The following is an 11611-nucleotide window of genomic DNA, read 5'->3' on the forward strand; positions in this document are numbered from 1 at the left end:
GGTGGGCAGGGCGGGCGCGGTGAGGTCGGGCAGGCGAGGACCGCGACGTCGCGCAGCGGGTCGAAGGCAACGGTCGTGGCGGCGTGGGTGCGGCCGGTGCCGCCCACCTGGACGACGGGGTGGTCGACCCCGGCGACGACGTGCGCGTTGGTGACGATCCGCTGGTCGGCGACGACCCAGCCGCTGCCGGTCTGGGTGCCGCCACAGGCCCCGCCCATGACCTTGACGACCGACTGGCCGGCGGCGGCGATGCCCCGGCCCTGCGTCGTGCCCGGCTCGGGGGCCTCGACCGGGGCGGATGCGCTCGGGCTGCACGCCGGCGAAGACCCGGGGGAAGCCGCTGTCGAGCGAGCGGTAGGCACCGCTGATGACCTGCTCGGCGCTGGCCGGCATCACCCCGTCGATGCCCTGCAGGACCCGCGAGTCGGCGACCGCCCGCGGGGTGGACTGGAGGCTGCCGACGACCGCCCCGGCGCCGAGCCAGACGAGCCCTGCACCGACGACGACGGCGCCCACCGCACCCAGCGCGGAGTCGACGACGCGTGCCGGGCGGCTGCTCAGACGAGAGCGCCCAGCGGGCCCCCGAGGGCGGCCCCGACCTGCTGGCCGGCCAACGGCGGCGAGGAAGCTGCCGATGATGACGACGAGCACCCGGACCGTCGGGTACGCCGGCCGCGGGCTGCCAGCGGTCGAGCACGAGCGGCAGCCCCCAGAGGGCGAGCAGCCCGCCACCGAGCAGGCCGGCGATGGCCAGCGCCCCGGCGACGATCCCGGCGCGCCACATCCCGGCGGCGTAGAGGACGAGCGCGAGCACGAGGACCACATCGAGCAGGAGGGCATCGGTCATGAGCGGGGCAGCCCCATGGCCCGGGAGACGAGGGCGACGGGTGCGGTCATGGGGCGCTCCTGGTGTGCTGGTCCGAGTGGGCCCCGTGGGACTCGAACCCACAACCTACGGATTAAAAGTCCGCAGCTCTGACCGGTTGAGCTAGAGGCCCGGCAGACACAGAGTAGTTGTCCGACGACGACGGTCGGTCGGCCCCCTTCGCCCCGTCAGACGCCGAGGTAGGCGCTCTGCACCGCCGGGTCGTCGGTCAGCTGCGCCGCCGGACCGGAGAGGACCACCCGCCCCTCCGCCAGCACGTAGCCGTAGGACGCGATCCGCAGCGCGGAGCGGGCATTCTGCTCCGCCAGCACGACGCCGATCCCCTCCCGGTTGATGTCGACGATGGCGTCGAAGACCTGCTGGGTCACGAGCGGGGCCAGGCCCATCGACGGCTCGTCGAGGATGAGCATCTTGGGGTCGGACATGAGCGCGCGCCCGATGGCGACCATCTGCTGCTGGCCGCCCGAGAGGGACCCCGCACTCTGCCCGGCCTTGTCCTTGAGGATCGGGAAGAGCTGGAAGGTCCGGTCGAGGAGCTCGCGCGTGCGGGCCTTGTCGCGGCGACCGACGTAGGCACCGAGGACGAGGTTCTTCTCGACCGACATCCGCGGGAAGAGGTGACGCCCCTCCGGGCAGTGGGCCAGCCCCCGGCGCACGAGGGCCGCGGTGCTCGCCCGCGTCACGTCGGCGCCGTCGAACTCCACCGTGCCGGACCGGGCACGGATGACGCCGCTCACGGCGCGGAAGAGCGTCGACTTGCCCGACCCGTTGGCCCCGAGGATCACGGTGAGCTCGCCAGCGGCGGCCGTGATGTCGACCGCGTGCAGGACGTCGACCGCGTCGTAGCCGGCCCCCAGGCCGGAGATGGTCATCATGGCGTGGCTCCCTGCTGGTCTGCGCCCGCGCCGAGGTATGCCTCGATGACGAGCGGGTCGGTCCTGATCTGCTCGGGCGTCCCGAGCGCGATCCGCTGCCCGTGGTCGAGGACGACGATCTGGTCGGCGAGGTTCATGATCATCGACATCTTGTGCTCGACGAGGCAGACCGTCGTCCCGTCGGCGACGACTCTCCGGATGAGCTCGCCGAAGCCCTCCGTCTCCTCGTCGGTCGTCCCCGCAGCGGGTTCGTCGAGCAGGAGCAGCCGGGGTTCGGTGGCCAGCGCGAGCGCGAGCGAGACCCGCTTCTGGGTCTCCTGCGGGAGGGTCGTCGCGGTCTCGTCGCGCAGGTGCGCGGCGCCGACGAAGTCGAGCACCCGCATCGCCTTCTCGTGGCTCTTGCGCTCGTCGCGGCGGTGCCGCGGGGTGCGCAGCACGGCGTCGAGGGCGGTCGAGCGGGTCCGCACGACGCAGGCGGCCAGGACGTTGTCCAGCACGCTCGCCCCGTCGAAGAGGTGCGTCGTCTGGAAGGTTCGGGCGATGCCCTGCCGCACGGTCTGGTGCGGCTTCATCCCCGTGATGTCCGTCCCGTCGAAGGTCACCGACCCCGACGTCGGGCGGTAGAAGCCCGCGAGGAGGTTGAAGAGGGTCGACTTGCCGGCGCCGTTGGGGCCGATGATCGCGGTGACCTGCCCCTCCGGCACGTCGAAGCTGACGTCCTTGACGGCGTCGAGCCCGCCGAAGCGCTTGCTGAGATCACGCACCTGCAGCAGCATCAGTGCACCTCCTCGACGTCACGGTGGGCGGCCACGTCGGCACCGGTCGGATCCGTCGGTGGTCGGGAGCGGCGCCGGGAGAGCAGCGCGTTGAGGTAGCCGACGATCCCCTTGGGCGCGAAGATCACGAGGAGCACGATGATCGGCCCGAGGACGATGAAGCGGTAGGACTCCAGGTCCTGCAGCATCTCGAAGAGGAAGGCGACGAGCAGGCTGCCGACGAGCGGCCCCATGACCGTCCCCATCCCGCCGATGAGCAGGAAGAGCAGGAACTGGAAGGTCAGGTCGATCGCCGCGGAGTCCGGCCCGATGAATCCGGTGAAGGAGGCGAAGAGCCCGCCCGCCAGCCCGGCGATGCCGGCCGAGGCCGTGAAGGCGAGCTGCTTGCTCACCGCGACGTTGACACCGATGGACTTCGCGAGGTCCTCGGAGGTGCGGATCGCGACGAGCGAGCGTCCCGCGGGCGAGGTGAGCAGGGCGTGGGTGGTGTAGATCGCGAGTGCGAGCACGACGAGGACGAAGAAGTACATCGTCGTCTCTTGGGTGAAGTCGATCGGCCCGATGTTCTCGGGGAACTTCACGCCGCTCACCCCGGAGTGCGCGTGGGTCACGGTCTCCCAGCGCGTGATGACGATGAAGACGAGGAAGCCGAGCGCCATCGTGAAGATCGCGAAGTAGGACCCCTGGGTCCGCAACGCGATGAGCCCGGAGACGTAGCCGAGGGCCGTGGTCACGAGGATCGCGAGGGCGAAGCTGGCCCAGAAGCTCCAGTCGCGGTCCGTCGTCAGCAGGCCGACGACGTAGGCCCCGATCCCGAAGAAGGCGCCGTGGGCCAGCGACAGCTGGCCGGTGAGCCCGAGGATGATGTTCATCCCGTAGGCCGCGATGGCGTAGATGAGGGCCGTGGTGACGATGCGCACCAGATAGGGCTGTCCGCTCAGGACGAAGGGGGTGGCCACCAGTGCGAGGGCGACGATCCCGACGCCGAGGAGTCGCGGGTTGAAGGAGGTCGTCATCGCTGGGCCACCGTCCCGAAGAGTCCTGTCGGCTTGAGGGCCAGCACGCCCATGAGGACGACGAAGATCGCCGCCTCACCCGCCCCCACCGAGATGTAGGTCGAGGCCATGACCTCGGCGAGGGCGATGAGGAAGCCGCCGAGGATCGCCCCGGGCAGCGAGCCGAGCCCGCCGAGGATGATGATCGCGAAGACGATGAGGTTGAGCGACTCCCCCATCCCGGGCGAGAGCAGCTGGATCGGGGCGACCAGGCCGGCCGAGATGGCAACGAGGGCGAAGGACACCGCGAAGGTGACCATCGAGACCACGCCGGGGTTGATCCCGACGAGCGCGGCACCGGTGCGGTCCTGCTCGACGGCCTCGATCGCCTGGCCGTGGACCGAGCGCTTGAGGAACCACGTCAGGGCCAGGAGCACGACGACGGCCGTGACGATGATCAGGACCCGCTGGGCCGAGATCTCCGCCCCGAGGAGCCCGACCCGACCGCTGAAGGGCGACTCCATCCGCAGGAAGCCGGTGCCCCACACCTCCTGCACGACGGAGATGACGAAGAACATCACCCCGACCGTGGCGATCATGTGGTGCGTGTGCGGCGCTGTGCGCAGCGGGTGGAAGACGAGCCGCTCGAAGACGACCCCGATGACGGCCAGGACGAGTGCCGCGCACACGATCGCCGCGACATAGGGCAGACCGACGTCGACCATCATCGAGTAGGTCACGTAGCCGCCGAGCATGTAGATGGCGCCGTGGGCGAGGTTGGGGAAGCCCAGGACCCCGAAGACGAGGGTCAGGCCGACGGCGGCGAGGCAGTAGATGCCACCGAGAGCGAGACCGTTGATCAGCTGCTGCAGGAAGAGCGTCATGTCAGACCCCTGTGCCGGCGCGGTGCCTGCGGTCCCGACCTCATTCCGTCGGCTGCTCGATCTCGAAGGACTCGTACGTCCCGTCCTCCGTGCGCTGGGCGGCCTTGAGGTCGTCGGCGACGAGGTGCCCGGAGTCGGTGATCCGGTTGGGCGCGAAGGCGACCTGGTACCTGGGGTCGACCTCCTCGACGGCCTCGCCCATCGCCTCGCGGATCGCCTTCGGGTCGTCGACGCTCCCCGACAGCTCCATGGCCTTGATGAAGATCGGCAGCGCCTGGTAGTTGAGGGCGATGTCGGCGTTGACCGGCTTCTTCGAGTCGAACTTCTTCTGGTAGTCGGCGATGAACTTCTCGGTCCCGTCGAACTCCGTGAGCGGCGCGATGCCGACGGAGTTGTCGAGGTTGTCGGGGTCGGTGAACTCCTCCATCTCCTCGTACTTCGCCTGGTCGAGGATCATGAAGGAGCCGTCGAAGCCCTGCTTGCGGGCCTCTTCGATGATCAGGGCGGTCGGCTGGGAGGGCCCGCCGACCATGATGACGTCCGGCTTGCCGGAGAGGGTCTTGGCGACCGGGCCGGCGAAGTCGGAGACCGTGCCGTAGTTGATGTTGTTGTTGGCCTGCACCGTGCCGCCGGCGTCCTTCCATGCCTTCGTCATGTGGGTGGTCCACTCCTGGCCGAACTCGCTGGAGGTCGCGAGGAGGCCGAGCTTGCCCTTGCCCTTGGTGTCGACGTGCTCGATGAAGGGCTGGATGTAGCTGGTGAAGGACGGCGGGATCATCACGGTGAGCGGGTTGTCGCTCTCGACGATCGCCGGGTCGGAGCTGTAGGCGCCGATGAGGAACTCGCTGCGGCCGGAGTTCAGCTCCTGGGCCGCCTTGATCCCGCCGGCGTGCGGGACGAAGACGACGACCGCGCCGTCCTTCTGGACGAGGCGCTGGGCATTCGTCCCCGTCGTGCCGGGCTGGTACTGGTCGTCGAGGCTCTCGAGCTTGATCGTGTACTTCTTGCCGTCGACCTCGACGCCCTCGTCGTTGAGCTGGTCGATGGCCATCTGCAGGCCGTTTTGCACGTTGAGGCCGTACTCCGCGGCGCCCCCGCTGATCCCGGCCGAGTAACCGATGGTGATCGTGTCCCCGTCTCCGGAGCCCCCGCTCCCGGAGCCCCCGCACGCGGCGAGGGCTGCGACGAGCACCCCACTGGCGGTCACGGCGAACAGGCGGGTCGTACGCGTCGACAATGCAGCGGCCATCGAGCTTCTCCTCGTTGAGAATTTGTGAATCTGGGTTCAGATTCAACTCTGGCCCCGCACACTAGGAGAGGGTCGCGGACCTGTCAACGGGTGGCCGGACGAGGTCGGGAGGCCCGGCATCTCGGGGGACTTTGCCCGCGCACGTGATCTGGGGCACAGTGGCCTGATGCCTGCGGAGACCCTGCGGGCCGAGCCCGAGAGGACGCGATGAGCACCCTGGATCCCGCGCCGAAGAAGGTCGCCGTCATCGGCGCCGGCATGGTCGGACTGTCCACCGCCTGGTTCCTGCAGGAGCACGGCGTCGAGGTCGAGGTCCTCGACCGTGACGGCGTCGCCGCCGGCTCCTCGTGGGGCAATGCCGGCTGGATCACCCCCGGCATCTCGACGCCGCTGCCGGACCCGGCCGTCCTCTCCTACGGGATCAAGGCGGTCATCTCCCCCGCGTCCCCGGTCTACGTGCCGGTGACGGCCGACCCGCGGCTGCTGCGCTTCCTCGCGGCCTTCACCCGCAACAGCACGATGCGCCGCTGGAGCCTGTCGATGCGCGCCCTCGTGCCGATCAACGGTCACGCGATCAGCGCCTTCGACGACCTCGCCGCCGGGGGCGTGAGCGCCCCTGCGCGAGAGGCCCGTTCGTTCATCGCTGGCTACGAGACCAAGGAACAGACCGAGTTCCTGCTCACCGAGCTGGAGCACATCGCCGCCTCCGGGCAGGACGTCGGCTTCGAGGAGCTGAGCGGCGACGAGGTCCGGGCCGCCGAGCCGACCTTCTCCGACCGGATCGGGGCCGGCATCCGGCTGCTCGGCCAGCGCTATCTCAATCCCGGCGAGTACGTCGCAGCGCTCGCCGACTCGGTGCGGGCGCGCGGCGGCAAGATCCGCGAGGGCAGCGAGGTCACCGGCATCACCGACGAGACGAAGGGGGTGCGCCTCGCCGTCCGTGGTGGCGGCGACGAGCGCTTCGACCGGGTCGTCGTCGCCACGGGCACCTGGCTGGACCACCTGGCCCGCCCCTTCGGCGTCAGGATGCACGTCCAGGCGGGCCGCGGCTACAGCTTCAGCGTTCCGATCGACCACACCCCGCAGGGCCCGGTCTACCTGCCCGCGCAGCGCGTGGCCTGCACGCCCCTGGGCGACCGGCTCCGGGTCGCCGGGATGATGGAGTTCCGCAAGCCCGAGGCCGCCCTCGACCCCCGGCGGATCACCGCGATCGTCGACGCGGCCCGCCCCTACCTCACCGGCGTCGACCTCGACGACCGGCAGGACGAGTGGGTCGGCTCGCGCCCGTGCACCTCCGACGGGCTGCCACTCATCGGCGTGACGAGCTCGCCGCGGGTGAGCGTCGCCGGCGGCCACGGCATGTGGGGCATCACCCTCGGCCCGGCCACGGGACGCCTGCTCGCGGAGGCGATGGTCACCGGTCGCCCGGCGGCGGAGCTGACCCCCTTCGACCCGCTGCGCTGAGCGACGGGTCGATGTATGAGGGTGAGCCCCAGCGCACCGAGACACATCAACTCGGCTGCGGGAGCTCAGGCGATGAGCACGGCGACCGTGTGGATCGCCAGACCGGCGAGCGCGCCGACGACGGTGCCGTTGATGCGGATGAACTGCAGGTCGCGCCCGACGAAGAGCTCGATCCGCTCGCTCGCCTCGTCGGCGTCCCACCGCTCGACGGTCACCGAGATGACCTCGGCGAGCTCGTCGCCATAGGTGTTGACGAAGAAGGCGACGATCTCGCCGAGGTGCTGCTCCAGACGCTCCTGCCACGCCTCGTCGTGCGCAAGGTGGTCACCGAGGTGCGTGAGCAGCTCGTCGCCGCGTGCCCAGAAGTAGGAGTCCCGGTCGGCCATCGCGCCCAGGAGCGAGGCGCGCAGCGACTGCCACACCGCGACCGCGCTCGTCGGCACCTGCGGGTGCGCGAGCAGGCGCTCCTTGAGCGACTCGGCGCTCGCCATGACGTCGGGGTCGTGCTGCAGGTCGGCCGCGAGACGCCGGAGCAGGTCGTCGAGAGCGGTGCGCGCCGGGTGACGCACGTCGGTGCGCATCTCGGCGAGCCACCCGAGCGCCTGGCGATAGGTCCAGTCGATGACCTTGTCGTCGACCCACTCGGGGGTCCACCACGGGGCGCGGTCGCCGACGACCTGCTTGAAGAGGTCGGGGTTGTCGTCGAGCCAGCGCCGCACCTCGTCGAGGCCGAGGTCGACGAGCCCGGTGTGGTTGCCGCCCTCGACGACCCCCTCGAGGAGGGAGCCGAGGATCGGGCTGATCGGCTCCTGGGCCAGTCGCGGCAGGAGTAGCTGCTCGAGGAAGTCGTGGACGTCGTCGTCGGCGACCCGCTCGAGGGCCCGGGCGCCGCCGCGGGTGACCTCGGTGAGCACCCGCTCGCGGTGCGCCGGCTCGCCGAGCCAGGTGCCCACACGCTCGGCGACGTGTGCGGCGGCGAGCCGGTCGCGGGCGATCTCCTCGGTGAGGAAGTTCTCGGTCACGAACTCCTGCAGGCTGCGCCCCAGCTCGTCCTTGCGCTTCTTGACGAGCGCGGTGTGCGGCACCGGCACCCCGAGCGGGTGACGGAAGAGCGCCGTCACGGCGAACCAGTCGGCGAGTGCACCGACCATGGCCGCCTCGGCGGCCGTGTTGACGAAGCCCCACACCCCGTCGTGGTCGAGGCGCAGGGTGGCGACGAAGACGACGGCAGCGAGGACGAGCAGGCCGGTGGCGACGGTGCGCATGCGGCGCAGACCCGTTCGGCGCCGCTCGTCGGCCGGGGACTCCTGGAGAAAGCTCACGCCCCGATGATGTCCCATCGAGCGCCTTACACTGGACTCCCGTGGAGTTCCTCAACGGCCTGATGCCCCAGTTCGACCTGACGTACGACGACGTCTTCATGGTGCCGCGGCGCAGCGAGATCGCCAGCCGCCACGAGGTCGACCTGACGACCACCGACGGGACCGGGACGACGATCCCGCTCGTCGTCGCCAACATGACCGCTATCGCCGGCCGCCGCATGGCCGAGACGACCGCCCGCCGCGGCGGCCTGACGGTCATCCCCCAGGACATCCCCGTCGACGTCGTCGCCGACGTCATCTCCTTCGTCAAGAGCCGCGACCTCGTCCACGACACCCCGATCACGCTCGAGCCGAGCGCGACCGCCGGGGAGGCGCTGGCCCTCATCAGCAAGCGGGCCCACGGCGCCGGCATCGTCGTCGAGGACGGCCGCCCCGTCGGCGTCGTCACCGAGCGCGACCTCGACCGGGTCGACCGCTTCACCCAGGTCCGCGACGTCATGTCGCCCGACCCGATGACCCTGCCGGCCGACGCCGACCCGCGCGCCGCCTACGAGCAGCTGCACCGGTCCCGTCGCCGCGTGGCCCCGGTCGTCGACGCCGACGGCCGCCTCGTCGGCATCCAGACGCGCAAGGGCGCCGTGCGCGCGAGCATGTACTCCCCCGCCGTCGACGCACAGGGCCGGCTGCGGATCGCCGCAGCGGTCGGCATCAACGGCGACGTCGGCGGCAAGGCCGCTGCCCTGCTCGACGCCGGCGCCGACGTCCTCGTCGTCGACACCGCCCACGGGCACCAGGCCAAGATGCTCGACGCCCTGGCCGCCGTCCGCGCCCTCGACCCGCAGGTCCCGGTCGTCGCGGGCAACATCGTCTCGGCCGACGGGACCCGCGAGCTCATCGAGGCGGGCGCCGACATCGTCAAGGTCGGCGTCGGCCCGGGCGCGATGTGCACGACCCGGATGATGACCGCCGTGGGCCGCCCGCAGTTCTCCGCGGTGCTCGAGTGCGCGGCCGCCGCCCGTGAGCTCGGCAAGCACGTGTGGGCCGACGGCGGGGTCCGCCACCCGCGCGACGTCGCCCTCGCGCTGGCCGCCGGAGCGAGCAACGTCATGATCGGCTCGTGGTTCGCCGGGACCCTCGAGTCCCCCGGAGACCTCGTCACCGACCCCGACGGGCGCAGCTACAAGGAGTCCTTCGGCATGGCCTCCGCGCGGGCGGTGCAGAACCGCACGGCGAGCGACTCCCCCTTCGACCGTGCCCGCAAGGGCCTCTTCGAGGAGGGCATCTCCAACTCGCGGATGTACATCGACCCGGCCGGCCCCGGCGTCGAGGACGTCATCGACGAGATCATCGGCGGCGTGCGCAGCTCGTGCACCTATGCGGGCGCCACCTCGCTCGAGGAGTTCCGCGAGCGCGCGCTCGTCGGCCTCCAGTCGACGGCGGGCTTCGCCGAGGGTCGACCGCTGCACACCTCCTGGTGATGTCGTGAGATCCCTCGAGCCGCTGCAGGCGCCCGTCGACCCCGTCGAGGCGCTGCGCCGCGTCGGCTTCCTCCTCGAGCGCTCCCGGCAGCACAGCCGGCGGGTCGAGGCCTTCCGCGGGGCCGTGGCGGTCCTGCGCGACCTCGACGAAGGGGAGGTCCGCCAGCGGGTCGAGGACGGCACCATCACCGAGCTCAAGGGCATCGGCAGCTCGACCGCGGGCGTCATCGAGCAGGCCGTGCGCGGCGAGCTGCCCGACTACCTCGTCCGCCAGCAGGAGGAGCACGGCGGCCCGCTCGTCGAGGGCGGCGAGGACTACGCCGCCGCGATCATCGGCGACTGCCACCTGCACTCCGACTGGTCCGACGGCGGCAGCCCGATCGACGAGATGGTGCTCACCGCCGTCGAGCTGGGTCAGGAGTGGATGGTGCTCACCGACCACTCCCCGCGGCTGCGGATCGCCAACGGCCTGTCACCGCAGCGCCTCGGCCAGCAGCTGCAGCTCCTCGCGGCGATCGACGACTCCCTCGGCGACGCCTTCACCGTCATGTCGGGCATCGAGGTCGACATCCTCGACGACGGCGAGCTCGACCAGACACCCGAGATGCTCGGCCGGCTCGACCTCGTCACCGCCTCCGTCCACTCGAAGCTCAAGATGGCCAAGGGGCCGATGACCCGCCGCATGGTCGCGGCCGTGAGCAACCCCCGGGTCAACGTGCTCGGCCACTGCACCGGTCGGCTCGTCACCGGATCGCGCGGCACGCGGCCGCAGAGCGACTTCGACGCCCGCGCCGTCTTCGAGGCCTGCGCCGAGCACGACGTCGCCGTGGAGATCAACTCCCGCCCCGAGCGCTGCGACCCCCCGGACGAGCTCATCGAGCTCGCCCTCGAGATCGGCTGCCTCTTCGCCGTCGACTCCGACGCGCACGCCCCCGGACAGCTGGAGATGAAGGCCTACGGCGCCGAGCGCGCGGAGCGTCTCGGGGTCCCGCTGGACCGCATCATCACGACGTGGGACGCGGAGCGGGTGCGGGCCTGGGCGGCCCCCGCCTGACTCGTTTTGGCGATCCGGGATGTGTCTGCGTATGCTTTCCGAGTCCTCGACGGATTCGGGTGCTGCCTGCTGCGTAGCGAGGGGTCTTCGGAGACGGGTCCCCATCGTCTAGCGGCCTAGGACCCCGCCCTTTCACGGCGGTAGCACGGGTTCGAATCCCGTTGGGGATACAACCTCGCAAGACCCTAGGGTTTTGCGGAGTCACGCACAGATGTATCGTGCACGTGCCTTGCACACCAAGGCCCTGTAGCGCAGTTGGTTAGCGCGCCGCCCTGTCACGGCGGAGGTCGCGGGTTCGAGTCCCGTCAGGGTCGCTCGCTGGTCCGGTTCGGACCGGCTCGGCCAGGTAGCTCAGTTGGTACGAGCGTCCGACTGAAAATCGGAAGGTCGGCGGTTCGACCCCGCCCCTGGCCACCAGAGCCTCGTCCGAAGGGCGCCACCGACACGGTGGCGCCCTTCGGCGTTCCCGGTACCGACATGGAAGACTGACCGCTCGTGAGCCGACCGTCGAAGACCCCTGCCTTCACCCACCGGCTGCGACGGGCAGCCCGCGCCGCGGTGACCGAGCTGCAGCCCGCCCCCGGCTGCCCCGGCCGAGCCCGCCGACGCGCCCCAGGAGCCGACCTCC

10 protein-coding genes and 4 tRNA genes are annotated in these 11611 nt (G+C 70.9%); 6 read left to right on the forward strand and 8 right to left on the reverse strand.

What is annotated here, in order from left to right; all coding sequences use genetic code 11:
- The 7 genes from AC2W7J_RS09805 to AC2W7J_RS09835 all read right to left on the reverse strand — a co-directional run.
- A partial coding sequence (locus AC2W7J_RS09805; protein ID WP_485982236.1) for a trypsin-like peptidase domain-containing protein occupies positions 1-362 on the reverse strand: 362 nt, incomplete at its 3' end.
- Between the two features lie 562 nt (positions 363-924).
- Positions 925-998 (reverse strand) — tRNA-Lys (locus AC2W7J_RS09810).
- A 55-nt stretch (positions 999-1053) separates the two neighbouring features.
- Entirely contained in the window at positions 1054-1761 is a 708-nt protein-coding gene (locus AC2W7J_RS09815) for an ABC transporter ATP-binding protein (protein WP_485982237.1), read from the reverse strand.
- A complete protein-coding gene (locus AC2W7J_RS09820; protein WP_485982238.1) occupies positions 1758-2537 on the reverse strand; it encodes an ABC transporter ATP-binding protein in 780 nt (259 codons plus the stop codon). Before AC2W7J_RS09820 ends, AC2W7J_RS09815 begins: the two co-directional genes overlap by 4 nt.
- Positions 2537-3553, reverse strand: a complete 1017-nt coding sequence (locus AC2W7J_RS09825) for a branched-chain amino acid ABC transporter permease (protein ID WP_427801767.1) — start codon at positions 3551-3553, stop codon at positions 2537-2539. Before AC2W7J_RS09825 ends, AC2W7J_RS09820 begins: the two co-directional genes overlap by 1 nt.
- Positions 3550-4416, reverse strand: a complete 867-nt coding sequence (locus tag AC2W7J_RS09830; RefSeq protein WP_255185098.1) for a branched-chain amino acid ABC transporter permease — start codon at positions 4414-4416, stop codon at positions 3550-3552. Before AC2W7J_RS09830 ends, AC2W7J_RS09825 begins: the two co-directional genes overlap by 4 nt.
- A gap of 40 nt (positions 4417-4456) precedes the next feature.
- Positions 4457-5623 carry an ABC transporter substrate-binding protein gene (locus tag AC2W7J_RS09835; protein ID WP_485982239.1) on the reverse strand — a complete coding sequence of 389 codons (1167 nt, stop codon included), beginning with the start codon at positions 5621-5623 and terminating at the stop codon, positions 4457-4459.
- Positions 5624-5872: 249 nt separating this feature from the next.
- On the opposite strand from AC2W7J_RS09835, the gene AC2W7J_RS09840 reads away from it, so the two are divergent.
- Positions 5873-7129 (forward strand): NAD(P)/FAD-dependent oxidoreductase, encoded by a 1257-nt coding sequence (locus AC2W7J_RS09840; protein ID WP_427801768.1) that lies wholly within the window; start codon positions 5873-5875, stop codon positions 7127-7129.
- A 65-nt stretch (positions 7130-7194) separates the two neighbouring features.
- Here AC2W7J_RS09840 and AC2W7J_RS09845 read toward each other — a convergent pair whose 3' ends face one another.
- Positions 7195-8451: a DUF445 domain-containing protein gene (locus AC2W7J_RS09845; RefSeq protein WP_485982240.1), complete on the reverse strand. Its 1257-nt coding sequence runs from the start codon at positions 8449-8451 to the stop codon at positions 7195-7197.
- A gap of 41 nt (positions 8452-8492) precedes the next feature.
- Here AC2W7J_RS09845 and AC2W7J_RS09850 point away from each other — a divergent pair, with 41 nt between their 5' ends.
- From AC2W7J_RS09850 to AC2W7J_RS09870, 5 genes are all read left to right on the forward strand, one after another.
- Positions 8493-9929: a GuaB1 family IMP dehydrogenase-related protein gene (locus AC2W7J_RS09850; RefSeq protein ID WP_427801770.1), complete on the forward strand. Its 1437-nt coding sequence runs from the start codon at positions 8493-8495 to the stop codon at positions 9927-9929.
- Between the two features lie 4 nt (positions 9930-9933).
- Positions 9934-10983 (forward strand): PHP domain-containing protein, encoded by a 1050-nt coding sequence (locus AC2W7J_RS09855; protein ID WP_485982241.1) that lies wholly within the window; start codon positions 9934-9936, stop codon positions 10981-10983.
- A gap of 97 nt (positions 10984-11080) precedes the next feature.
- Positions 11081-11153, forward strand: a tRNA-Glu gene (locus AC2W7J_RS09860).
- 70 nt (positions 11154-11223) lie between these two features.
- Positions 11224-11297 (forward strand) — tRNA-Asp (locus tag AC2W7J_RS09865).
- A gap of 26 nt (positions 11298-11323) precedes the next feature.
- Positions 11324-11400 (forward strand) — tRNA-Phe (locus AC2W7J_RS09870).
- Positions 11401-11611: the final 211 nt, after the last annotated feature.

Source organism: Janibacter sp. CFPM2_SD2, assembly GCF_057364645.1.

Coding starts and splice junctions, on each gene's coding strand:
- AC2W7J_RS09825 (WP_427801767.1), bottom strand. CDS start 3,553: ATGACGACCTCCTTCAACCCGCGACTCCTCGGCGTCGGGATCGTCGCC.
- AC2W7J_RS09840 (WP_427801768.1), top strand. CDS start 5,873: ATGAGCACCCTGGATCCCGCGCCGAAGAAGGTCGCCGTCATCGGCGCC.
- AC2W7J_RS09815 (WP_485982237.1), bottom strand. CDS start 1,761: ATGATGACCATCTCCGGCCTGGGGGCCGGCTACGACGCGGTCGACGTC.
- AC2W7J_RS09830 (WP_255185098.1), bottom strand. CDS start 4,416: ATGACGCTCTTCCTGCAGCAGCTGATCAACGGTCTCGCTCTCGGTGGC.
- AC2W7J_RS09820 (WP_485982238.1), bottom strand. CDS start 2,537: ATGCTGCTGCAGGTGCGTGATCTCAGCAAGCGCTTCGGCGGGCTCGAC.